13 protein-coding genes are annotated in these 24566 nt (G+C 70.0%); 1 reads left to right on the plus strand and 12 read right to left on the minus strand.

Annotated elements, in window-relative coordinates:
• Positions 1-237: 237 nt before the first annotated feature.
• From QHF83_RS34210 to QHF83_RS34265, 12 genes are all read right to left on the minus strand, one after another.
• Positions 238-1011 (minus strand): class I SAM-dependent methyltransferase, encoded by a 774-nt coding sequence (locus QHF83_RS34210; RefSeq protein ID WP_282422218.1) that lies wholly within the window; start codon positions 1009-1011, stop codon positions 238-240.
• Between the two features lie 11 nt (positions 1012-1022).
• Entirely contained in the window at positions 1023-1982 is a 960-nt protein-coding gene (gene tsaA / locus QHF83_RS34215; RefSeq protein WP_282422219.1) for a tRNA (N6-threonylcarbamoyladenosine(37)-N6)-methyltransferase TrmO, read from the minus strand.
• 117 nt (positions 1983-2099) lie between these two features.
• A complete protein-coding gene (locus tag QHF83_RS34220; protein WP_282422220.1) occupies positions 2100-5156 on the minus strand; it encodes a hypothetical protein in 3057 nt (1018 codons plus the stop codon).
• A gap of 48 nt (positions 5157-5204) precedes the next feature.
• A complete protein-coding gene (locus QHF83_RS34225; protein ID WP_282422221.1) occupies positions 5205-6851 on the minus strand; it encodes a hypothetical protein in 1647 nt (548 codons plus the stop codon).
• A 65-nt stretch (positions 6852-6916) separates the two neighbouring features.
• Positions 6917-9259: an HAD family hydrolase gene (locus QHF83_RS34230; RefSeq protein ID WP_282422222.1), complete on the minus strand. Its 2343-nt coding sequence runs from the start codon at positions 9257-9259 to the stop codon at positions 6917-6919.
• A 185-nt stretch (positions 9260-9444) separates the two neighbouring features.
• Positions 9445-10086, minus strand: a complete 642-nt coding sequence (locus QHF83_RS34235; RefSeq protein ID WP_282422223.1) for a hypothetical protein — start codon at positions 10084-10086, stop codon at positions 9445-9447.
• A 227-nt stretch (positions 10087-10313) separates the two neighbouring features.
• The gene (locus QHF83_RS34240; protein WP_282422224.1) at positions 10314-11384 is read right to left on the minus strand and encodes a hypothetical protein; all 1071 of its coding nucleotides are present in this window, start codon (positions 11382-11384) and stop codon (positions 10314-10316) included.
• A gap of 226 nt (positions 11385-11610) precedes the next feature.
• A complete protein-coding gene (locus QHF83_RS34245; protein WP_282422225.1) occupies positions 11611-12396 on the minus strand; it encodes a CPBP family intramembrane glutamic endopeptidase in 786 nt (261 codons plus the stop codon).
• A 26-nt stretch (positions 12397-12422) separates the two neighbouring features.
• Complete coding sequence (locus tag QHF83_RS34250; protein ID WP_282422226.1) at positions 12423-13031, minus strand: hypothetical protein; 609 nt, start codon at positions 13029-13031, stop codon at positions 12423-12425.
• Positions 13028-17269, minus strand: coding sequence for an aminotransferase class V-fold PLP-dependent enzyme (locus QHF83_RS34255; protein ID WP_282422227.1), 4242 nt, complete (start codon positions 17267-17269; stop codon positions 13028-13030). The genes QHF83_RS34250 and QHF83_RS34255 overlap by 4 nt, the downstream gene beginning before the upstream one ends.
• 614 nt (positions 17270-17883) lie before the next feature.
• Positions 17884-19974, minus strand: coding sequence for a hypothetical protein (locus tag QHF83_RS34260; RefSeq protein ID WP_282422228.1), 2091 nt, complete (start codon positions 19972-19974; stop codon positions 17884-17886).
• A gap of 87 nt (positions 19975-20061) precedes the next feature.
• On the minus strand, positions 20062-21225 hold the full coding sequence (locus QHF83_RS34265; RefSeq protein WP_282422229.1) for a hypothetical protein: 1164 nt from the start codon (positions 21223-21225) through the stop codon (positions 20062-20064).
• Between the two features lie 151 nt (positions 21226-21376).
• On the opposite strand from QHF83_RS34265, the gene QHF83_RS34270 reads away from it, so the two are divergent.
• Positions 21377-24451, plus strand: coding sequence for an FAD-dependent oxidoreductase (locus QHF83_RS34270; RefSeq protein WP_282422230.1), 3075 nt, complete (start codon positions 21377-21379; stop codon positions 24449-24451).
• Positions 24452-24566: the final 115 nt, after the last annotated feature.

The following is a 24566-nucleotide window of genomic DNA, read 5'->3' on the forward strand; positions in this document are numbered from 1 at the left end:
CGCGCGATGCGCGCAGTCGACAGGGAAGACGTCCCCAGCACGTACGGCAGCGCTGCTGTCTCGCTGGGCAAGGCCTTCGTGGTCTTGCCACGGCCTCTGTTCGATGAACTGCGCATCGCGCAGTTCATCGACCCCGAGTCCAGCGCTTGCGCTGGTCCGGGGTGCAGGGGGCGGACAGCCCCCTGCTGGGGTGCGGGGCAAAGCCCCGCGCATGCGCATCCCTGTGACAGCACCCTCTCAGGGTTTTTTCGCGATGACGATGTACTGGTCGGGTAGGGTTTCCTGGATGGTCTCGGCCTTGAGGCCTGCGGCCTCGAGCTCGGCGATCATCGCCTCCGGCGTGATGCGGTGCTCCTTCGGCGGGCCCTTCGTGGCCTCCATCGTGAAGTCGACGATGACGAGCAAACCGCCGGGCTTGAGGCCGTCTTTGAGCTTCGCGGCGTAGTCCTTTCGTCCGTCGATGTGGTGCCACGTGTCGACGATGAGCACGCGATCGACGGTGGCCTGCCCGAGCCCCGGATCGGACAGCCCGACCTGACGCGCCTCGACGTTGTCGAGCTTCTCCTTCACCGCGCGCTCGCGCAGGTAGCGCACCATGTCGGCCTCGACGTCGAGGGCGAGCACCTTGCCGCTCGGCCCGACGGCGCGCGAGAGGTGCGGCTCGAAGTACCCGGTGCCCGCGCCGATGTCCGCGACGACGAGGCCCGGCGTGATGCGCATCGCGGCGACGACCTCGGCCGGCTTCTGCCACGCGTCGCGCGCCGGATCGTCGAACTCCTTGGCCCAGTCCTCGGCCTTCTCGAAGCGATGCACGAGCGGACCGCCGTGCCCGTGATGGCCGCCGCCATGCCCGTGATGCGGTTTGCCGGGGAGTGCCCCATGCCCCTGGGTTTGCCTCGCCACGAGCTCGTCATGCGGCATCGTCTCCGCCGTGCTGTAGACGGGCTTCGGGGGAGGTTTGCTCGCACAGGCGATGACGGGAAGCAGGAGGAGGCAATGGTAGGGCCGCATCGGACGATGCGTTAGCACGCCGCCGGTTCCCCGCCCGGGGGAAAGCGGGCGTTGAAGGCGCGGTGGACGGCGACCGCAGGATCGTCGGACAGCGCGAGATCCCGCTCGCGGTAGCCAGTCCCGATCGACAGGACCGTCACGTCGCGGCGCTCGACCCGGAACCGGATGCGGAAGTCTTTGTGCGCGAGGCGCAAGGTCCCGTCGGGCAACGCGCGGATGCGTCGGTACGGGTGCGGCTGCGGGCCGAGGCGGAGGGTGCGCGTGACGGGCGCGACGAGGTCGATCCCGTGTTCGTCCTTCAGGTACGCGGCCTGCTCCGCGGCGTACGGACTCCACGTGACGGAAAAACCCGGCTCGGGATCCGCCGGGATTTCGCCCGCGCTCTCGTTCTCCGCGGCGAGCGGCTCGAGCCAGCCCGTGCGCGCGCCGGGGCGCGCCTCCGCGTAGGGGATGTACGGTTTGATGTCGAGGACCGGGCTCTCGTCGATCATGTCCACGTCGCGCACGTGGATCACGAGGCCCTCGACGGAGACGAGCCGCACGAGCGAGAGGCCGATGGGGTTCGGTCGGTGCGGTGATCGCGTGGCGAGCACGCCGCGGCGCTTTCCTGTGCTGCGCGGGGGCAGAACCTTGGGCCTCCAGTGGTACACGCCGGGGGCTCCGCTCGGACGAGCCGAGCTCTGCCCCCGGACCCCCGCGTTGAGGTGGAAGCAGAAGACGACCCAGAGGTACTCCCAGCCTTCGAGGTCGCTCACCGCGTGCTCGAGCCCGAGGCCGGAGGCGAGCTCGATGCGGCCCTCCGCGCCCTCCGAGGCGTGTGGCTGGCGCGGCGTGCTCACGCGATCGGGGAACGGCGTGCGCAGGATCCCGATCGGCGTGAACGAGAACGGCTGGAGGCGGGGATCGTCGGGAGGCAGCAATGGGCTCGGGGGTTTGGGGGCGAAGCTCGGCTCGCCGAGCGTAGCCCCCAAGCGTAGACCATCAATGGGGGCGAAGCTCGGCTCGCCGAGCGTAGCCCCCAAGCGTAGACCATCAATGGGGGCGAAGCTCGGCTCGCCGAGCGTAGCCCCCAAGCGTAGACCATCAATTCACTCGGTCCACATCGACTCGGTCTCGCCCATCGTGCGGTAGTTCGTGTCGATGTGGTTCATGAGCTCGAGCCACCACGTCTCGAGCTTCGCGCCGCTCTGGAGCGGGCTCTCGCCGAAGAACGTGCCGCGAATGCACTCGGCCTTGCCGTCCGGACCGACGCGGCAGCGGCCGTCGACGAAGACGAGGATCATCTTCGGCAAGCGGCTCTCCGCGCTGTCCGCCGGCGAGTTCATGAACGTCTTGATCAAGGCCGACGCCGCGACGAGATCCTGCGGCTCCTGGCCGTAGCCGTGCAGCGCGTAGACGACCGGGTAGCGCCGATCCTTCTGATCCTTGTGCGAATAACCGGGCGGCAGCGCCACGCTGACCGGGCCGACGCGGCCGAGCGATGATTTGAACTCGAACGAACAGGCGCCCTGCACCTCGCACGACTCCGCCTCCGGATCCGGGTCGTCGTTGCTCTCCAGGACGAGCGTGCGCAGCTCCGGATCGGGCCAGCGCGAGCTGATGAAGTAGAGCGCGCTCTGCAAGCGGGCGACGAGCTCGTTCGCCGTGCCCACGTGCTGGCCGCTGCCGCTCTCGATGTCCTCGGCCGTCGGATCGAGCTTGCCGTACCGCTGGAGCACGATGCCCGGCAGGTCCTCGTAGGGCACGCGCGAGGGCGCGTAGCCGCTCAGGTTGCCCGGCGTGAGCTCGGGGTGCTGCGTGAAGTCCGAGAAGTACGTGACGTTGCGCCTGCGCGCGCCGAACGCGCCCGCGAGGTGCTGCGCGCTGACGGCGAAGTTGAAGAGGTCACGCGTGCCGCCGTCGGTCCACACGTCGATGCGACGCATGGCCGCGTCGTCGAGCTCGCCGCCGGGCGGCGTGTCGCGCGTGATGCGATGCACGATCGAGTGCGCGTCGCGCTCCCAGAACCGATCGAGCCCGCTCGCGACCGTGAACTTCCCGTCGCCCTCGCCGACGTCGTAGCCGTCGCCCTCCTTTTGCCAGCCGCCGGGCGGTTGCTGCTTCGTGCCGGCCACGCCGTCGAGGCCGACGTCCTGGAACGGCTCGCCGTCGTCGAAGCGCATGTTGCGCTCGGTGCCGCCCGGGTTGTACTGCGCGTCGTAGTCGTCGCCGGCGGGATCCTCGTTCACGCCGGGCATGTAGCCAGGCTCCTGGGTGCTCGGGATCCCGTCCTTGCCGACGTCGTCCCAGGGCTCGTGGCCAGCGCGGATGATCGGCTCGAGCTCGTCGCGCTTGCCGTTGCCGTTGTAGTCGACCGCGAGCGCGAGCTCGAGCGGGAAGCCATTGCTCTCGTCGGTCCACCAGTTCGAGTACGGCGTGCGCTCCTGCTTCTGCGGCGAGCCGTCGCAGACGGTGATCACCGGGAAGGTGCCGTCGGGGTTGAACTCGTCGTCGAAGTAGTTCGTGAGCGTGAGCGTGTTCGCGCAGCGCTCCGTCGGGCAGTTCTGCGCGAGCTCCTCCTGCTTGTCCTTGTCCGGCCCGTCGAGCGGATCGACCCAGAGCGTGCACTCGTCCGTCGGACGACCACCGGTCTGGCTCGGATCGTTCGGACGAACGCCGGCGGGCAGGTTCTCCGCGCCGGGCGTGAGGTTCTCGCCGTTCGGGTTGCCGAACATGACGGCGAGGTCGCGGAAGATCTGCACGTACGCCTCGCGGTTGAAGCTGCCGCCGGTGCCGCTGCGCGGGTACTCGAACCACCACTGGTTGAAGACCTGCGTGTGCTCGTACGGGTCGCGCGGCGGCAGCATCCAGGCGCACTTGCCGGGCGATCCGTCGATCACGCCGATGCACGTCTCGTCCTGCGCGCACTCGGCGTTCGTCTGGCAGAGCGTGGGCTCGAGGTTGATGTCGCCGAGGACCGTGCCCTTCTGGATCGGTCGGAATCCGCCGACGTAGTGGCGTTTGACGGCGTCGAGCATCCACGTCCAATCGACCGGGCCGCCGAGCGGGGCGAGGACGTCGAAGAGGTGGTGGTGGCGCATGCCGAACATGGCCGTGCCGCCGCCGCCCATGGAGACGCCGAGGATCGCGCGGTGGGTGAGCCTGCGCGGGAAGGCGTTCGTGCCCGCGTCCTCCGCCACGACGGCCTGGTAGGTGCCGAGCCGCGGCGCCTTGAACGAGAGCGCCCATCCGTCGCCCATCTTCACGAAGCGAGCGTCCGCGACGGGGACGACGCGCGGCTCCTTGAAGGCCGGGCCCGAGTACGAGACGGCGAGGTGCCGGAGGCGCGCTTTGTCGGGCAAACGCGCGGGGTTCACGGGGATGGTCATCGGCACGTCGCGCTGGAACTTCGAGGCGACCGGGCCGAACGTGACCGCAGGGCCGAGGGCCGTGTAGCCCGCAGGGGGCTTCGTGTCGGCGCAGGCGATCGTCGCGTCGAATTTGGGGACGCTCCAGAGGAAGCTGCCGCTGTTCGGGTTGCTCGCGCGCTCGGGCAGGCCGAGGCTCGCCGCGGCAAGGCTGCCCTTCGCGGTGAGCGTCGTGCCGCCCTCGACGGGGCCCGCCGCGCCGTCGCCAGACGCGCAGGTGAGGTCCGCGGTGCCAGACGTGTCGAGCACCTCGACTTCGAGCGTGGCCTCGGCGTCGGTGCCGTCGCCGCGGGGGAGGAAGGCCTTCACCGTGGCGCTGCCGCCGGTCTTGCCAGGGGCGACCGCGACGTCGACGCCGGCCTTGTACAGATCGAGCGTGTCGGCCTTCGGCGCGGGCGTGACGTCCGCGCTCGAGGTCTCGAAGCGGATGGCGGTCTTCGTGCAGAAGTCGGGCTCGGCGACGAGGCGGACCGACCGCGACGCGCACGTCGCGCCGTCCGCGCACTTGGCGAGGAACACCCGGCTCGGCTCGAAGCGGAGCTTGACCACGTCGGGCGACGGCGCCGAGCAGTAATCACCCGGCCGGAGCGTCGGGTCCGTGCCGCCGGGGTTCGTCCCCGGCGTGGTTTCGGTGGTGCAACTCGGCGCGGCGACGGCGCCGATCGCGCCGAGCAGCGCGAGGACGAAAGCCGCGCGTGTGCGCTTGGAAGAAAAGCCCCCTAGGCGAGCGGTTGTCATGGGGACGGGAGGATACCGAAGCCGCGCGCCGCTCGCGACGGCCGTGAATCAGGGCTCGGGCGCTCCGGGATCGGGCGCAGGCTCGGGCGGCGGCTCGGGGGGCATCTCCTCGCCGAGATCGGGGAGCACGCCCGTGACCGGAGACTTGTCGATCGGCGCGACGATCACGCCGTCGGTCACGGTGCCGAGCCACGAGCCCTGGAGCGAGACGGGCACCGCGATGTCGTCGACCGTCGCGCCGGCCGCCGCGAAGATCTGGATGAGGCCGATTTTTCCCTCGATGGCAGAACCATCCTGGGCCGCGTCCCAGCGCGCGGTGAGCGCTTCCTGACAGAGGCCCGCGAGACACGTGGCGTCGCAGGTCCCGAAGCCGCCGAGGGCTTGGCCGAGCGCGTCGCAGCCCGCGATCGTCGCGAGCGCGTCGCCCATCGTGCTGCCTTCGGGCGCGCCTTCGAGCGCCGCGCTTTTGCACGCGCCGCCCACGTAACGCGTGGGCAGCCAGAAGATCTCGCCGCTCGTGGAGATGTTGTCGCCCGGCTCGGACGCGATCTTCACGAGGTGCGTGCCGGGCATGCCGGCTTCGTCGGCCGGAACGACGCCGAAGCGGCTCGGCGAAAAACTCCCGTACCCGGGGACGGCCGTGATCGCGGTGAGGCGACCCGCGAGCTCGGTCGGCGGCGCGGCGGTGGCCGTCTGCAAGAAGCCTTCGATCGCCGCGCGCAGCGACATCGGCTGCGCGGCGAGGTGATCCTTCGTGATCGTGTCCCAGCCGCTCGCCGCGCGAGCCTCGGCGAAGAGCACGGCGTCTTGCTCGGACACGCGCGCGGCCATCTCGTCGAGCAGCACGCTGGCCATCTCGACATCGGCGGGCGAGAACCCGTCCAGCAAGCTCTTGCCCGCGGCCGTCATCATCGACAGGAACGGCGTCTGCGCGGGCGAGAAGGTGAACGTCACGTCGAGGTCGGTCTTGCCGACCACGACGGGTTTGTCGATGATGTTGACCTTGATCGTCTGCGTCGTGCCGGCGATGAGGCCGCTCGCCGTCGCGCAGCCCCAGGCGTAGTGGCCGGCGCGCACCGAGACCGCGATCGTCGGGCCCACGGGCGCTTTTTCCACGAGCAGCGGCGTGTCGACGGGCGCGCTGCCCACGAACTCGGCCGGGGCGTTCTCCGGCAGGAGCGGCGCGACCGCCTCGCACGTCGAGCGCGGCAGCAAGCTGACCGTCCACTCCGTGACCTCGCGTTTGCCCTTGTACTGCGGCACGACCTCGAGCGTCGCGAAGCCGTCGCTGCTCACCGTGACCGGGAGCTCGGCCTCGGGGCCGTCCTTGATCCATGCGCGAAGCCGGTACTTCGTCGCCTTGTTCGGCGCGCGCATCGTCACCGTGGCGGTGCCCGCCGCGTCCATCGGCGCGGCCACGCGATCGAGCGTCGCGTCGAGCGAATCGCCGAGCAGGATGAACCTGACCTCGTCCGACGACGGCGGCTCCGTGCGCACCGTGATCGTGGCCATTTCACGCATGCCGAGCGTGAGAGGTCCCTCGTTCGTGAAGATGAGCTGCGTCTTGCGGGCCGGTTCGACGGGCGGCGACCAGGGCGTCTCCGCGCGATTCTCTTCCTCCGCGGAGCAGCCGAAAACGGCCGGCCCCGCCGTGGCGAAGAGGACAAACCAGGAAAGTCGAGAAGGAAAGCGCATCGGGGGGGAGTTTACCCCGGAACGAGGCCGGCGGCGACCTCTCTCTCGCACGATCGCCAGGTTTTTCAGGGCGGGAGCGGCACGCGGTCTGTCCGGACGTGCGCGAGAGCGCCCGCGGCGGGCAAACCCGGAGGCGCCGAGGTCTTGCCGGGTAGCCCGGGCGAAACCAGGAGCCGCGCCGCGTTCCCGCAGAGAATCAAGGCCTCGCCGAACGCGAGGCCCGCCGCGACGAGCGGGCTCAAAAAGCCCGCCGCGCAGAGCGGGATGACGGCCGCGTTGTAGACGACGGAGACGAGGAGGCTCTGCCGCAGGGTCGCCCGCAAGGCGCGCGCGAGGTCGACGAGCCACGCGATGGTCTCCAGGCGGTCGTCCGAGAGCACGAGGGGCGCCGGCACCGCCACGGGCAAAGCGCCCGGGGCGACGGCGAGCGAGACGTCCGCCGGGCACTTTTTCGCGCGGTCTTCCTGGCCGTCGCTGATGTGGAGGACACGCGCGCCGGCCTGCTGGAGGTCACGGACGTGCAGGGCTTTCTCCACGGGGCCGAGGCCGCCGAGCGCGGGCACGCCGAGCCGGTGCGCGAGCGCGAGCGTCGCGTCCGGACCGTCGCCGCTCACGAGCCGGCAGCCGAGGCCGCGCTGAAAGAGCGCGCGGAACGCCTTCTCCGCCCCGACCCGCGGCGGATCCCAGAGCTCGAACCAGGCCTCGACGGTGCCGTTTCGACGGACGCACACGACGCTCGCACCCTCGCGCGCGTCCGGAGGCAAGGGATCGCCGGGGCGCGCGGTCGAGACTTCCACGAGCGCGCCACGCGCCCGGCCGACCACGCCGTCGTGCCGCACGTCCGGGGTCTCGTCGAGCGGGCCCGGACGCACGCCGGCCACGGCGAGGTGATGCGCGATGGCGCGGCCTGCCCGGTGCGTCGCGCAGGATTGCAGCGCGGCGACGTCTTCGAGGATCGAGATGTCCGGGAACTCGCGCCACGCAAGGCGCGTGACCCGCGGCGTGCCCAGCGTCACGGTGCCCGTCTTGTCGAAGCAGGCGACCGTGGCGGTCGCGAGGCTTTCGAGCGCCGCCGGATCCTTGACGACCACGCCGGCCGCGCGCGCCCGCAGGACGGCGATGGTCCGCGCCGCCGGCAGCGCGATCAGGAAGGCCGCGGGCGAGGCGCCGATGAGCACCGCGATCGCCGTGAGATAACCGTCGGGGTGGAAGGGGCCGCGGCCGAGCAGCGCGTGCACGACGAACGCGAAGCCAGCGAAGGAGACGGACGCGACCGAAAGCGCGAGCGAGGCGATGTGCGCGAACGATTTCCCGCTGCGTTGCCGCGCGTCGCGCTCGATCCGCAAGGCGGCGCGATGCACCTCGGCGTCGGCCGCGGCGGCGACCTCCGAAGAGGGCGCGCGCGCCACGCGCCCCGTGACCTCGCCCGAGAGGAGCCGCGCGCCGGTCTCGAGGATCTGCCCGCCAGCCCGATCCTCGGCGTGGCCATCCGGCAGGGCCACGCGCGCCGCGCTGTCGAGGACGATCTCCACCGGCGCGATGTCGCCTTCGCCGAGGCGCACGCGGTCCCCGGGCGCGAGTAGGGCGCACGCGACGCGCTCGTCCACGCCGCCCGCGCCCACGCGGCGCACGCGGGCCTCGCGGGCCGATGCGGCGTGCGAGAGGCTCCGGAAGGCGCGCGTGAGCAGCGCCGTGTGGGCGTAGAGCCCGAGGATCGAAAAACCCAGGATCGCGCCGGACGCCTCGAACGCCGCGAGCGACAGGCCGTCGAGCTCGAGCCCGAACCTCGCGAGCTTCTCCATGATGGAGGCGGCATGGCTCGGGTCGAACAACATCGCGAGGACGCCCAGGGCGAGCGCGACCGTGGCGCAGGCCAGCGTGACGACCTCGGTGCCGAGGACGCCGCGGCGGACGAGGGCGCGGGCGCGGTGGAAGAGGGGCGGTCCGGCCACGGCGAACAGCAGCAGCGTGAAGCCGAGCTCGACCCAGGCGATCTCCCGCTCGGGGGCGCGCGTGGGCCGCCACGAGGCGAGGGCGATGAGGTTCGCGAGCAGCGCGACGACCAGGCCGAACCGTCCGGCGTCGAGCCGCGCTCGTTCGCTCGGCTGTGCGCCCGTAGCGGCCGTGAGCGTGAAGCCGCGCTGGGCCATGGCCTGGGTGATCTCGCGCTCGCTCGTGACCCGTACGTCGTAGATGGCCTGGGCGATCTCGCCGAAGAAGCCGACGGAGGCCGCGCGGACGCCGGGCAGCGCGCGCAAGGCTTGCTCGGCGTGGCGGGCGCAGCTCCGGCAGGAGAGGCCTTCGACGTGGAAGGTCGCCTCGTGCTCGAACGCGGGGCGCCCGCGGCCGCCCTCGCGTCCGGGACGAGCGTCTCCATCGACCAGCGCAGTGGGGAAGGATTTGTGCATCGTCGCCGCGAACCGGAGTCGCCGGGTGCGCTAGCGAACTTCGGGCCGACCGGCCCGGGCAAGTCGTGCACGGGCCGAGGTCGGTAACACCGCGTAATTGCGGAAAATCGTGACGGGAAGGGAGAACGTGGAGGGCCGCCGGGACGATCGGCGGGGAGGCGGGGGGATCCGACCCTTCCGGGTCGTTACTTCTTGTAGATCTGGGCGGCGGCGAGGCCGGCGCCGCGGGTGGCCTTCACGATGACCTTGCCGGGGCCGCCGATGGGCAGCGGGTTCTTGAAGCAACCGTTCGCCTTGCCGCCGAGGATGGCCGTGGCGCCCTGGCCGCTGCTCTGGGCGAGGACCTGGGGGGGCAGGGGGGCGGCGTGGAGGACGAGCTGCACGTCGAGCTGCTGGATGCCGACGCCCGAGGCGATGACCGAGTAGCACTTGCCGGCCTCGATGTTGATCGCCTGCTCGAGGACCTGGCCCTCCTGGAACTGCGCGGCGAAGGGCTGGCCGTCGGGCTGCATGCCGGGGGCCTCCGAGGAGGCGAGGCCCTGGAGCGCGAGCGTGGCGACCTGGGCGGCCGCGGGGGCGATCGGCGTGGCCGGGCTACCCCCCGTGGCGCCCGTCGCACCCGTCGCGGCGGGCGCCGGGGTGGTCGGGGTGGGCGTCACGGCGGGGGCGGGCTGCTGGTACTGGTTCGGGTTGTACGAGCCGGGCTGCTGGCCCTGGGCGTACTGGTTCTGCTGCGAGGGGTCGTTCGGGTCCGGGGTGTCGCTGCCGCCGCAGCCGACGGCGAAGAGGCCCAGCAGGGCCACGGGGAGGATCATCGAGAGGCGCATGGGTTGGCTCCTTGGAAATCTATGCTGCCGTGGTTCGGGAGCGCGGCGGCGTCGCCGCACCTCGGAAGACGCTCGGGGCCGACGCTGCGGCTCACCGATGCTTGGGCTTTAAGACGGCCCAGGCGTCCGCTACTTACACCGAATTCGTGCTGTGAGGGGAGGGGTTTGGACGCGGCGTTCGTCGCAGAACCGTGCTCGGGGCCGAGGGGCCTCGGCCCCGGCCGGTTTCACTTGGGCTGCTCGATGCAGCAACCCGTGAGGCAGTAGTAGCCGAAGTCGCAGGGCTCCTGGCCGGGCAGACCGCAGGGCTGGATGCCGGTCGGGCACTGCTCGGGGGGGGGGTCGCCGGCGTCCGTGCCACCCATGCCGCCGCCGCCGTCGACGCCCGCGTCGGGGGGCGGCGGGAAGCACTCGGGCGGCAGGGTGTCCTTGCCGATGCAGAGCTCGCACTTGCCGCATTCGTTGTAGCAGGCGCCCTTCACCTGGGTGCAGGGGGCGCACTTCTTCGGGTCGTCGAGGTTCTCGAGGTCGCAGGCGAAGTTGCCCTGGCCGTCCTCGGTGCCGAGCCAAACGGGACCGTACGCCTGTCCGTTCTTGTGAAGGACGCAGCAGCCGAAGCAATCGCAGCCGTTCGGGGTGAGCGACGGGCAGATCTGCTTGCAGGTGTCCGGCTGATTGTTGAGCAGCTCGTCACAGCTCAGGCCCGTGCCGGGCGTGTTTGCGTTCGGATTGTACGCGCACGAGCTACCGTTCCACCACTCCGGGTTGTAGCCCGGCGCGACGGAAAGCGGGTCGCACTTGTGGTTCCAGTAGCATTCGTCGTTGCCCGAGCCGGAGTTCGAATCCCAGAAGCAGTCCGTAATGCACGCTGCGCCGGAGCCGCCGGGGATGCTCACGCCGAGGCCCGTCTCGCTGTTGTCGCAGGGGCCGAGGCACTCCGAATCCTGCCAGTCGATGAAGCCGTCGCCGTCGTTGTCGATCGTGTCGCCGCACTGGTAGACCTGGTTGACGCATGCGGCCATGACGAACCCGCCGTCGGGGCCCCCCCAGCCATCCGGGCCGGCGTCCGGGATGTTGCCCGTGCCGCCGGAGCCGCCCGTGCTGCCGCCCACGCCGCCCACGCCGCCCACGCCGCCCGCGCCGCCCGCATTGCCGCCCGCGCCGCCCGCGCCGCCGCTCGCGCCCGAGCCGCTGGGACTCTGCGTCTGGGGATCATCGCTACAGCCCACGGCAATGAGGGACGCGACGAGGGGGCTCGCGAGGAGCAGGACCATTACGCTCTTGGAGAAGGACGGCATGTAAAGTCTCCTTGCCTGAAGCTCTGGCTCCGGGGGGCTCGGGTTCCCGGGCCGTGTCCACGGACGAACGAAGCGAAGGCAGAATGCACGAGGCGCGCCAGGCAGGCAAGGCATGGATGAGCGCCGAAATATCGCATTTCAACGCGGGCGGCCGGCGTGGGTGGTTGCACGAGTGACCAGGTGTTGTCGTCAGTCGGGAATCGCCCGACGACGGCGCGGGCAGGATTCAGACGAGGCGCGAGAGGATGGCCCAGGTAATGTGGACCATTGCATGGGCGAGGATTGCGGCTTCCAGGCTGCGGCGGAAATAGAGCCAGCCGAAGACCATGCCGGCGCATGCATTCAAAACGATGGTCCGCGCGACCACGGGGACCGTCAGCGAGACGCTCAGCCCGAGGACGGCGGGCAGGTGGGCTGCCCCGAAAACGAGGGCGGCGATCACGACCGCGGCCCACATCGTCCCCGCAGGAGGGCTGCCCGAGGCCTTCCCGCGGATACTTCCGATGAGCCAGGCGAGAAAGGTCGCGAGGCCCCATCGAAAGATGAGCTCCTCGTTGATTCCCCCGGCGAGGGCGCCCGCGACCCTCTGGTTCAGGGGGAGGTCCTGGAGGATGCGGAGGCGCTGCGCCGCTTCGCCCATGGAGGGGGCGAAGAGTTGGTCGAGGACGGGGAGCACGAGCGCGGCGAGGACCCCGAGACCGAGGGCGAGCGGCGCTTCTTTCGAGAATCCCGGAGAAAGCTTCGGTTCACGCCCTGCCCATGCGGCGATGTGGGATCGCAGGTGCAATCGGGGCGCGAAGGCCATCCCGACCGCGACGCCCAGTGCCACGAAGAGGAGGGACTGGAACACCGACGCGACCACGAGCGCTGTCAGCGACGGCACGGGCGTACCGCTCGTCGTCGCCAATTGCCGGAGCTGCGGGATCAGGATGGGGAGCAGGCCGAGGACGCCCACGACCCCCATGCCGAAGAGTACGGCGAACTTCCTTCGTGAATGCTGCCCAGTTGCCATATCGGCTTTCTGGGGCAAGCGGGCGTTCAGCGCAAGACCTCGATCCCACGCGCCGCGATGCGATCGAGGACCGCAGGGTCGTCGACCGAGCCGAGTCGAACGTCGAGATGCGCGAGCTTGGGGAGCGTTTCCAGGCTCGCCGCGTGCGTCCAATCGCCGGTCAGGGTGAGATGCGTGAGCTTGGCCAATCCTTCGAGGGGGCGGAGATCGCGGAGCTCGTCGAAAAAGCCGTGGCCGTCGAGATCGAGCGTCTCGAGGGCCTCGAGCGCGCCGATTCCTGCGAGCGAGCGGAGCGCATAGGTGTCGTCCTCGCCGCCGGTATAGACGCCGGCGCCGCTTTCCATCATCATGTAGATCTCGTTTCCGCCGTCGAAATCGAGCCGATCGAGCCGCGCGACCTTCTTGCGATCGAGCTTGATCGAATGCAGCCGGGCCATGGCCGCCCGGAGCCGATCCGTATCGTCGTCGCCCTCGATCCCTTCGAGCTTGGCCTCGACCCGCTCCGGATTCACGGCCTCGGCCTCCATCAGCGCGCCGAGCACGGCGATGTGCAGGCCGGGATCCGGGAAAACGATGCGGGTCTCGTCCTTGTCCTTGTCCGCGGCCTTCTTCGTCGCGGCTTTTTTCGTGGTCATTGGGGTGTTTTTTCTCGGAAATCGTACGCCCGGCGCGCGCGGAAGGCCTCCAGCGGCGTCGGGAACCAGCGCAAATGGCGGAAGGCCTCCGGGATGTCGAGCTCGCCGTGCGGATCCGGCGGACCCTCGACGGGGGCGCTCGCGAAGATCGAACGCGCTTCGTCGAGGTACGCGGCCAGCGCGCTTTCCGGCTCGCTCGCGCGCATCGAGCGATATTCGAGCTCGCCCCCGCGGTAGGTCAAATCGTTCAGGCGGAGCGCGGGCCGGGGACGGCCGGCGACGTGTGTCCACGTGCCCGTTTCGGCGTCGCACCGGTACATCGGGAGCAGCTTCCAGCCGTCGCTCGCGATCATGTGGATCGCGGCGACGATGTAGAGGAAGACCGCCTCCGTGATGAAGGAATTGAAATGAATCCGGACCCAGCCCGGCCGGATCACGCCGCTGCCGGCCTCGAGCGCGCCCGCGAAGGCCGCGGAATGCTCGTGGCCTTTGCCGAGGATGCGGCGGCCATGAGGAGCCGCCGAGGCGCATTCGCCACGCGCCTGGATGCCGAAGAGATCGTTCAGCAGGGCGACGACGAAGTTCCAGTGGAGGAACTGGTCGCGGTCGTGGCGGATCAGGAGCGATACGAAGGACAATCGTTCGAGGCCCGGATCGCCGAGCAGCCAGATCTTTCCGTTCGTCCGGAACGAGGCCATGGCGCGGCTGACGAAATCGTTTTCGCGGGCGCGAATCGTGTCCGTGCCGATGGCCGCCTTGAGCTGGAAGGCAAGGCCCGCGCGGATGGAGCCGAGGACGGCTTCCGTGCCCGTCTCCTTGCGGCGGTCGACGAGCGAGCGCTTGGCGACGAGGACGCCGGGCGCGCCGGCGCCGCCGATGAATTCGTGCGGCGAGAGGAAGACGGCGTCCTTGTACGCGAGGGCGCCGTGGCCCGCGGGGTTCATTCGAATGTCGAGGGAAGGCCCCGCGGCGGTGTAATCCCAGAAGGAGAGCGCGCCGTGCCGGTGCAGGAGGGTCGTGATCGCGACGTCGTCCGAGAGGATGCCCGTCACGTGGGATGCCGCCGAAAAACTCCCGATCTTGAGCGGGCGGTCCGCATGTCGGACGAGCTCCGCTTCGAGCGCGTGCAGATCGATGCGGCCCTCGGCGTCCACGTCGATCGTCACGACGTCGGCGATGGATTCGCGCCAGCGGAGCACATTCGAATGGGGCTGGTAAGGTCCGATGAAGACGACGGGGCGCTCGTTCTCCGGGATCCGAGCCCGCAGGCGATACCGTTCGTCGAGCGCGGGCGGGACCTGGAGCCCGAGCGCGCGGATCACCTCGTCGATCGCGGACGTCGCGCCCGATCCGCAGAAGATGACGATGTCGTCGCTGCCGCCCCCCACGCTCTCGTGAATGATTTCACGCGCGTCCTCGCGGAGGAGCGACGTCTGTGTGCCGGTGCCCGAGGACTCCGCGTGTGCATTCGCGTGGAGCGGCATCACCTCGTTGCGGAGAAACTCCTCGAGGAAGCGTAGCGAGCGGCCGGAGGCCGTTTCATTCGCATAGACGAGGCGCCGTGGTCCGAAGGGCCCGGGAAGGACCACGTCGTCCCCGATGACCGAGGCGCGCACCTTCGCGAGGAGCGCCTCCTTGTCGGAGCGCGCGTCGCGCGGGCATGCTTGCGGGCGGGTCGCGTCCGCATCGTCGATCGGGGCGTGCGGGACGTCGAGCAGGGTCCGGAGGCCTTCGACGAATCCGCTCAGGCTTTGCTCGACGAGCGTTTCCGTGCCAGCCGCGGCGGCCCGCATCGTGCTCGCCAGGGTCATTCGCATCAGCGTCTTCGTGCCCATCGTGCGATCGCTGTGCGTGCCCACGAGGAGTGCCTGCGTCGCACGCCGGGCGATGCCGGCGTCCGTCTGCTGGAGGGCGTCGATGAGGTCGCGATTGATGGCCTCGGCGAGCATGAAGGCCATGGCGGGGCTCCATGCGAAGAGGCGCGCGAGCGGCTCGGGCGCGAGCTCGAGGAGCACCACGTCTTCCCGCGCGATACACGTGACCCGCTGCGGGCCGAGGTCGAGCAGCGCTTCCATGCCCATGGTCTTTCCGGGCCCGAGGACGGCGAGGTGCGTTTGCCTCGGGCCCGAGCGGACGGTGATCTCGACGGCGCCACGCGCGAGGATGAAGCCCGAGCCGCTGCGCGCGCCTTCGGCGAAGATCGTGCGCCCGCGCGGCACCACGCGCTCGACGAGGGCGCCCGCGACCTGCGCGATCTGTTCGATGCTGAAGGATTCGAAGAAAGGAAGGGCACGGAGGGAGACGGCGATGTGCGGGGAGATCGGCTGGCCCTCGCCGAGGTCCTCGGCCGGGGCCACGGCGGCGGAGGGCGCGGGCCCCGCCATTTCACGGGTGACGGCCCTGAGCTCGTTGCAAAGGAATAGGGAGAGGCGGCGGAGGACCTTCAGCGCGGCGGGGTGGCGCGTGCGCCTGAGGTGCTCGAATTCGGCGATCTCCAGCGTATACCCCGACGCGCGCCGGACCGCGGTGACGGTGGCCGCGCGGAGCATGGGCTGGTTCAAGGCGAGCTCGCCGAGCACGCCGCCGGGGCCGCTCTCGCCGACGAAGATGCGGTCGTCGCCGGGCGTCCGGCTCGAGACCGCGAGGAGCCCGTCCTCGACGAGATAAAGCTTGTCGGCCGGCGAGCCCTGCATGCAAAGGACGTCGCCGACCTCGGCGCGGAAGGGCCGCATGAGCGAGGCCATCTCGCGGATCTCGTCGCCGTCGAGGTCCGAGAAGAGCGCCGTTCCGCGCAGCAACGAGGCGATCGCGTCGGGGCCGTTCGCCGTCCGCGTGGTGACGCCGGAGTCCGCTTTGGGCTCCACCTCCGCGCCCGCGGCGCGCCGAATGCCGCGGAGCACGGCGCCCGAGAGCTGCTCCCAGGCCTGGCTCCACGCCTCGGCGAGCTCGTCGGGCATCTGGCCGCCCTCGGAGAGATCGAGCTCCGCGCGGAGCGCCTCGCCGAACGAATCGACGTGCACCTCGCGGACGCCGTAAAGCACGTGCCGCGCGCCGAGCTCTTCGAGCATCGCGTGGAGCCCGTGCGCATCACGCAGGCAAGCGACGCTCGCGGTCAAGGCGGTGACGAGCTTGCGCCCCTGGCCGGAGAGGTCGTCCGGGAAGAGATGCCGCATCTCGGGGTGGCGCGCGAAGAGGCGATCGTAGAATCGCTGGGAAAAGCTCGATCGCGAGAGCGCCCGCTTGAACATCATGCGCACGAGCTCGGCTTGTCGTTCCGACGGCGAGGCCGCGATCTCGGGGAGCAAGCCGAGCGCGCGGCTCGTCGCGACCACGCCTTCGAGGGCGTCCGCGAGCGCGTCCGCGGAGGCGAAGCGCTTGGCGGGATCCTTTTGCACCGCGCGATCGACGGTCGCGGCGAGCTCGAAGGGGACGTCGGGCCGGAGCGCGGCGATGCTCGGCAGGGGCTCTTTGAGGATCGCCTCGACGAGCTGCATCAAAGGCCGCTTGGGCCCATACGGCGGCGCGCCGGCGAGCAGCTCCCAGAGGATGAGGCCGAGGGAATAGATGTCGCTCGCGATGGTCGCGGGCGCGCCCTTCCACAGCTCGGGCGCGAGGTAGCGGGGCGTGCCGAGGATATCCCCTTTTCGGGTGACGTCGGCCGAGGGCATGCCCGCGGTGGCCACGAAGCGCGCGATGCTCTCGGGGCCCGCCTCCTCGGGCGCGGGCCGCGCCGGGACCTTGGCGACGCCGAAATCGATGAGCTTGCCAGCGCCCGCGCGGGTGCGCATGACATTGGCCGGTTTGAGGTCCCGATGCAGGACGGAGGCGCGATGGGCGGCCGCGAGCCCACGCGCGACGTCGACGCCGAGCGCGAGGCTCTCCTGCCAGTCGAGCGTGCCGGCGAGCGTATCGAGGCTCTGCCCGGCGACGAGCTCGTACACGATGTAAGGCTGCCCGAGCGCCTCGCCGCTGCGGTAGACCGCGACCACGTTCGGATGCTCGATGCGGCCGAGCGCGAGGGCCTCGAGGCGGAAGCGCTCGCGGTCGCGCTCCGCCGGAGAAGCGCCGCGGATCATTTTGATCGCGACGTGGCGATCGAGTGTGAGATCGAGGGCGCGCCAAACCTCGCCCATCGCCCCTTCGCCGAGCCGCTCGAGGAGGCGATACCCATCGAACTCCGTGAGGGTCCTCGCGGCAGAGGAAGCAGGCGGGGGGGTGGAGGGGCCCGATTCGAACACGCGGCGATGGTAGGCCAGCGTGTGGGGGCGGCAAGGCGAATCAGCGCGGGAAATCTGCGGCGGTCAGGACAAGGCTTACGCCTCGCCGTGCGCGGGCGATGTCTGCTCGACTTCACCGGTCTCCGGGTCCACGTCCTCAATGGGCTTGCGCTCGCGCAGGTAGCGGCGGATCGCCTCGTTCCGCACGAGGATCGGCCCTCGCCGCGCGCCGCGGGCCTTTCGATCGGCGCCGCTGTCGGAGGGATACTCGCCGAGGATCGATGTCCCGCGAGGGCGGGATCGTTTTCGGGAAGGCCGGGGCGATGTCCCGCGAGGGCGGGATCGTTTTCGGGAAGGCCGGGGCGATGTCCCACGAGGGCGGGGAGACGTCCCGCGAGGGCGGCCCGGCGTCCCGCAAGGGCGGGGCGATGTTCCGCAAGGGCGGGCCGGCGTCCCGCAAGGGCGGGGTGATGTTCCGCAAGGGCGGGGTGATGTTCCGCAAGGGCGGGGTGATGTTCCGCAAGGGCGGGGCGGTGTTCCGCGAGGGCGGGCACGCGTTCCGCAAGGGCGGGGCGGTGTTCCGCGAGGGCGCCCAATGTGTGCAACCGGAATCTTGGGAGAGGGGACCGACCGCCTCAGTTCCCTGCGTCGAGGAGCGGCAGCGTGCCGACGTTCTCGGGGAGAGGGCCGTCGAACACGGTGCTTCCACCGGCGGTGAGCTTCAGCGTTCCGCCGGCCTGGTCTTCGCCGAAGACGACCTCGACGCTCGTTCCGTCGTCGAAGGCCACGCTTGCGCCAATCGTGCCGGCGCTCGACGTCGGCGTGGAGGTTGCAATCGTGCCCCCCTTCGCGAGCAGCGTCAGGAAACGTGCATGTCCGCCCGCGGCCGGGTCGCTGACGTCGAGCCGGTAGCCGCCGCTCATTTCCGCTTCGAGGGATGGCCAGGCGAGCACCTCTGCGCTCGGGAGCGCGGGGAAGAGCGGCTTTACCTCGAGGGAGCCTTGCGCGCCGCTCACCTCCCACCCCTCGCCGAGGGTTTTTGGCATGATGGGCGCATTGAGCTGCCACACGGCCTGGGCGCCGTCGTTCGTGTCCACGCGATCCATCACCAGGTAGGCGCCTGGCCCCTTCAAGAAGAGCACCTCGCGATCCACGCGGCCCACGGCCGCTTTGCCGCCGTAGACGGGCGTGATGTCCGCGCGCAGGTAAAGGAAATGCGGCGTATCGTGCAGGGCCACCAGGTGGGCCGCGCCATTCTGCATCGTGACCGTGGCGCCGTTCTGCTCGATGCGCACGAGGTTGTGCGCCTCTTCGTTCTGGTAGATGCCCGATTGGGACTGGATGTTCTGATCGTAGGCGAGCCATTCGCCCTGGTAGATCAAGAGCGAACCCTGGTCGCGGTGCGCGTGGCTCTCCGTGAAGGGGCCGGCGATGAAGGCGCCCCACGAAGCTTTCGTGTCCCAGCCGTTCCGGAAGTAGACGCTCCCCGTGCCCGGCGCGTGGTAGGTCGGGTGCAGGTCCGAGAGCGGGCGTTTTCCGTGCGCCTGCTTGTAATAGAGGAAGTCGTCGATGTACATGAACCGCTGATCCATCTGCGGCACCGCGCAATCGTCGAGCCACGTCTGCGCCACGTCCGTGAGCGGATCGTCCGGGCCGAGCAGGTGGGACAGGGTCAGCACGTACGAGCGGTGATAATCGAAGAGGGCCGCCGTGCTGTCGCGCGCGTGGTCGCCGATCGGCGCGACGCGATCGAGCGTGGGCACGGTGGAATGGAGGAAGCTCGGCAAGGACGCGCGCGTGTGGCCCGTGAGATCCCAGATCCGCTCGCCGGTGCTCGATTCCCACAGGTCGTAGAGCCGGAAGAGGTTCTTCATCGCCACGCCATAACCGGTCCCCTCGCGTGAACCGCCGCCCTGGAGATCACTCGTGAACGTGGGCACGAGCTCGTTCTGGATCTTCGTCACGCGGAACGTGTCGATCCACGTCTGCGCGCTTTCGTGCTCTCCGAGGGACGTGAGGCCGAGGAGCATCGTCGCGCGCAGGAAGGAGTAATAGTAGTTGTTCGAGGGGTTCTCGATCGACCAGCCGCTCCACGGATAGGAGACGCCTCCCCAGCTCGCCTCCTCCGGGTGCCACACGTTCCAGACCGCCTGGTTGGCATAAGCGAGCCAGCGGGTGCGCTGCTCGGGCGTGGTGGCGTCGAAGCACCAATCGTGGACCAGCGCGAGGTCGCCGATGGTCTCGCCGACGTGGAGGTAGCTGTCGAAGGCCACCTCGGCGCGCTCGCCGGCGGCGATCAGCGCCTCTTCCGCGGCCACGCGCGCTTCGACGGTGTCGACGGCGTATTTGCAATAATCCGCCTCGCCGGTAAGAGCGCCGAGGAGCGCGGCGAAGTGCGCCTCGAATGCGTAGACATTGCCGTTTTGCAGGTGGCCGTCCACCATGTCCCGGAAGCGCACGGCGGCCGGTTCGGCGCTTGCGAGCGCGGAGGAGAGTCGCGTGTGGTTCGCCTCGTTCAGGTAGATCCGCGGGTGTTCCGCGGGGATGACCGGGCCGCCCCCGCCGGCGGCGCCGCTCCCTCCCGTACCGCCGGAGCCGCCCTCCGCCGTCCCACCGCCGCCGCCCTGCCCGCCGGTGCCCGTGCTCCCGGGCGTGTCCGAGCAGGCCGCCATGAACAGAGCCGCGAGTGCCGCGGCAGAGCTGAAAAATAGTCTGGAAGAAATCATGGCTCATCATGCCCGATACCCCGCGCGGCAGGGGCGAAAATCAACGCCCTGCCATGCGGGGTACCGTGCCGTGGCCACCGTTTCGCCTCAGTGTCGCGATAGGCAAGAAAGGATTGCGCCCCGCGAGAGTTTCACGGCGCTCTCGGGCGGGCTTTCTTCCGATTTCACGAGGGCCTCGTCGAGCCCCGCGTAACAATCACCGCCCACGCGCTCCGGACCGAAGGACGCCACGTAGGTGATTCCCGCCTCGAGGATCTCGGCCTCCTGCGCCGGGAGCGCCACGGTCCGATACCCCGAGGTGTCGCTCCAGTACCCTTCGACCCAGACGAGCTCGCCGGGGACCCACGCCCCCTCGACCCAGTGCCCCTCGATCCAGATGTCCACCCATTGCCCCGGGGCGCACTCCGTCTCGTAGACGTCGGTGCACTCCTCGTACGTATACGCGGGATCGCATTGGGTCTCGTAGTACCCCGTGTCCACCCACTCGTCGGTCCACTCGATGCAGTTGCCCTCGTCGTCGTACCAGGAGCAGTAGCTCTCCCAGTAGCCATCTTCGACATACACGTCGTAGCAGGTCTCCTCGACCGAATACGTGTCGCACTCCGTGCCGACGTATTCGTCGTGGCAGGTGCCTTCCTGCCAGACGGATTCGTAGTATCCGTCGACCCATAGCTGCTCGTAGTACCCGTCCGTGCGGACCCAGGCTCCCTCGACCCAGGTGCCGCTTTCGACCCAGACGTCTTGATACGCGTGCTCCGATTCGGTGAGCACGAGGTAGAGCGATTCCCAGACGAGCTCCCCGGTGGGCTCCATCCGCGCGTCGGCGAAGCCCATGTCGCGGACGGTGCGGTTCCAGGCCGCGATGGCCTCGGTGTCGCTCCGGAGCACCCGGTCCGCGGCGTGCCCGAGAATGTCCACCCGGCTCTGCTCGGAGCCTTCGATCGGCGCCATGACGTCGGCCGAGATCAGCCCGATCGAGAGAAATGTCTCGACTTTGTCCCAGGTCGCTCCGACGGCAACGACCTCGCTCGGCCCGGGTCCCTCGTCCACGCGACGCGCAAACTCGGCGTCGAGCGTGCGCGCCTGATCGTCGAGCGTGCCCCGGGACATCGTTTCGTCGACCATCCGATCGAACTCGGCGAAGAAACCCGCGCTGTGCTCGACGGGCGGGAGCTCACGCTCCCCCGATCCGAAGAAGCAGCCGCCGAGGAAGGGGACCATCAGGAGCGAGAGCGATCGAAGCAAACCCATGGTGACTCCTTGCGAAGTATCACGAAGCTTGACGTACGCCGCCGAGGTCTTGCAAGCAGTCTTGCAATCGGCGGCACCCGCCCTCCCAAAAACGCCCAGACCCGGCGTCGCGCCGTGCAAGCCCGCTCGGGCCCACTATCCTCGCGGCTCCGTGAACCGCGAAAGAATCATCATCCTGGGCGGAGGAATGGCCGCCCTGACCACGGCATTCGAGTTGACCAGCACGCCCGGCTGGGAGGATCATTACGAGGTCACTGTCTATCAGCAGGGGCATCGCCTCGGCGGGAAGGGCGCGAGTGGCCGGAACCACGAGCGATTCGATCGCATCGAGGAGCATGGCCTCCACCTCTTCTACGGCTTCTACGACAACGCATTTTCCGTGATGCGCCGCTGCTACGAGGAGCTCGGGCGCCCCGCGGGCGCGCCGCTCGCGACCCTCGAGGACGCGTTCGAGCCGCACTCGCTCATCGTCTTCGAGGAGCAATTCGAGGGCGTCTGGCAGCACCAGCCCCTGCTCTTTCCCCGGAACAGCGAGCCTCCGGGCCTCGGCCGGAAGGTCCCCACCCCGGCCGAGCTGATCCCGATCATGCTGCAATTCCTCCTCGACCTTTTCGACGCGCAGCCCGCGCTGCGAGGCGGCTCGGAGGCGAGATCGCGGCCGCTCGGCGTCGGGCTCCGTGTCCTCCGTCGCGGGGTCGCAGGCCTGCTCGCGTCCTTGCGCGAGCTAGTCGCCGCGCCCGCGGAAGACCTCGTCGCCGTGCGCCGCGAGGAAGTCCTCCGCCGGCTGCTCGCCTGGTCCGCGGCCGTGTTTCGCCGCTGCGAGCGGCTGCTCGCGCGGCAGCCGGAGATCCGGAGCGCCTGGGCGGCCGTGGACATCACGCTGGCGATGGTCCGCGGGATGATCGCCGACGGCCTGACCGACCACGACGACGTCGATTGGTTGCGCCTCGACCACGAGGATTTCCGGGCGTGGCTGCGGCGGCACGGCGCTTCCGAGGCCTCCGTGCGGGCGTCGACGGTCTCGGGCGTCTACGCCGGGGCCTACAGCGCCGGACGCGAGATCGGCGCGGGGACGGCGCTGCACTGGACGCTGCGGATGCTCTATACCTACCGCGGCGCGATTTTTTACAAGATGCAGGCGGGGATGGGCGACGTGATCTTCGCCCCGCTCTACCAGGTCCTCCGCCGGCGCGGCGTGCGCTTCCGTTTCTTTCATCGCGTCGACAAGCTCCGCCTCTCGGCCGATCGCCGGCGCATTGCGTCGATCGAGATGGGTCGGCAGATCGCGGTGAAGGGCGGCGCCGATTACGAGCCGCTCTTCGACGTGAAGGGTCTGCCCTGCTGGCCGAGCGAGCCGCTCTACGAGCAGCTCGTCGGGGGCGAGGCCCTGCGCGCGAGCGGCGAGAGCCTGGAGGACTGGGGCTCGCGGTTTCCCGATCAGGAGCCGCCCCTCGTCCTCGAGGACGGACGCGATTTCGATCGGGTCGTCCTCGGCGTGGGCCTCGGCGTTTTGCCCGCCCTTTGCGAGGAGCTCGTCGCCGACGCGAACAATCCGCGCTTCGCCGCGATGATCCGGGAGATCACGACCACGCCGACCGTGTCGGCGCAGCTCTGGATCCGCGACGATCTCCGCGCGACCGGCTGGCATTTGCCGTCACCGGTCATGATCCCCTATGCCGAGCCCCTCGATACCTGGGCGGACATGAGCCACCTCCTGCCGCGTGAAAGCTTCCCCGAGCCCGGGGGCCCGCAGAGCATCGCTTACCTCACCGCCGCAATGGACGACGACGAACCGCCGCCGATCGAGCGTTCCGCCTACGTCGGTCACGCCGCCCGGCAGCTCGAACGCGTGCGTGCACTCACGGCAGCCCACCTCGACGCGTCCGTGGCCCACCTCTGGCCTGCGATCGTGAAGCCCGACGGCGCGCTCGATCGGAGCCGCCTCCACGCGCCGGCGTCGATCGACGATCCTCTCGCTTTCCAGCACTTCAGCCCGGTCCAGCACCCCTCCGATCGGTATGTGCTCTCGCCGCGAGGGACCACGCGCCACCGCCTCGCCGCGGACGAGTCCGGCTACGAAAACCTCGTGCTCGCCGGCGATTGGACCCTCACGCCGATGAACCTCGGCTGCGTCGAGGCGGCGACGATGTCCGGCATTCGCGCGGCCCAGGTGCTCACGGGCCTGCCCATTCCGATGCACGACGACTGGCTCCGCGGCCGCCCACGTGCGCCGGCGAGCATCCCCGGGCCGCTTTACATCGAGCGAGGCGTCAACGAGTCGACCTCGCCGCCCTACGACGCGCGGTCGAGCGTGATGGTCGCCGCCCTCCTCCGCGCCGATCCGCGCCGCCTGCGTGATCTCTGCGCCCGTCACCTCGGCCTGCACGAGGACCGCGTCTACATCCCGCTCGGTCCTTCGGTGGTCTTTTACGCGCAGGACAACCGCCTCCTCTCGGCCATAGACGCGCCCGGCGTGGTCGCGGAGCGTGATTTCGGCTTCCTCGTGCCGGTGGCGATTTGCGAGCGCCGCGGTGGACGCCTCGAACCGATCGCCGTCGGCGCCTATACGCCTTACCTCTGGGTCGATCTCGGGGCGGCGCTCGTCGGCGGCCGCGAGGTCCTCGGTTTTCCCAAAGGACACGCCGATCTCGGCTTCGATGCCACGGCCACGGGGAGGCTCGCCCTCCACGTCGACGCATGGTTACCGCCCGAGGGCGGCGGTGCTTCTACCCCGTGGCGCCATGAACGGATCGTCGAGGCCCGCGACGCCGGCGAGGGGGCCAGCGAGACCTCGCTCCTCGACGCCCTGCGCGCGAGCCATGACGCGGCCTGGCTCGGGGCCGCGGGCCTCGACGCGCGCGCGCAGGTCAAACTCCTCGGCCTCGCGGCCGAGTGCTTGCGGACCGGCGCATTCACGATGGTGTTCCTCAAGCAATTCCGCGACGCCGCCCGGCGCGAGATCGCCTGCTACCAGGCGATCGTCGAGGCCCCTTGCCGTCGCATCGGCGCCCCCCGCGCGAGCGCGAGGCTTCCTCGTCCCATCGAGCTCTCCGTCTCGCGGCGTTCCGGCCTCGCGAGCACGCTCGGGCTCGTCGGCGAAGGCAGCGACGAGCGAATGCGTCTGCGAGCTCTCGCCGGCTTTTACATGGAGCTCGACTTCACGATCGGCGTCGGGGAGGTCGTGGCCCCGCGTTCGTCGCGAGCGAGTCGAGCGCTCATTGCCTGAGCATTGGTCTCATGAGGAACCGCCGCGCCGGGGTTTCACCCCGGGCCCGACCAGGGGTTGTCCACCCCTGGACCCGGACCAGCGCCAGCGCTGGACCTTTCATGGAAGAACTGCG

The organism is Polyangium sp. 15x6, from assembly GCF_029960785.1.
GTDB lineage: Bacteria > Myxococcota_A > Polyangia > Polyangiales > Polyangiaceae > Polyangium.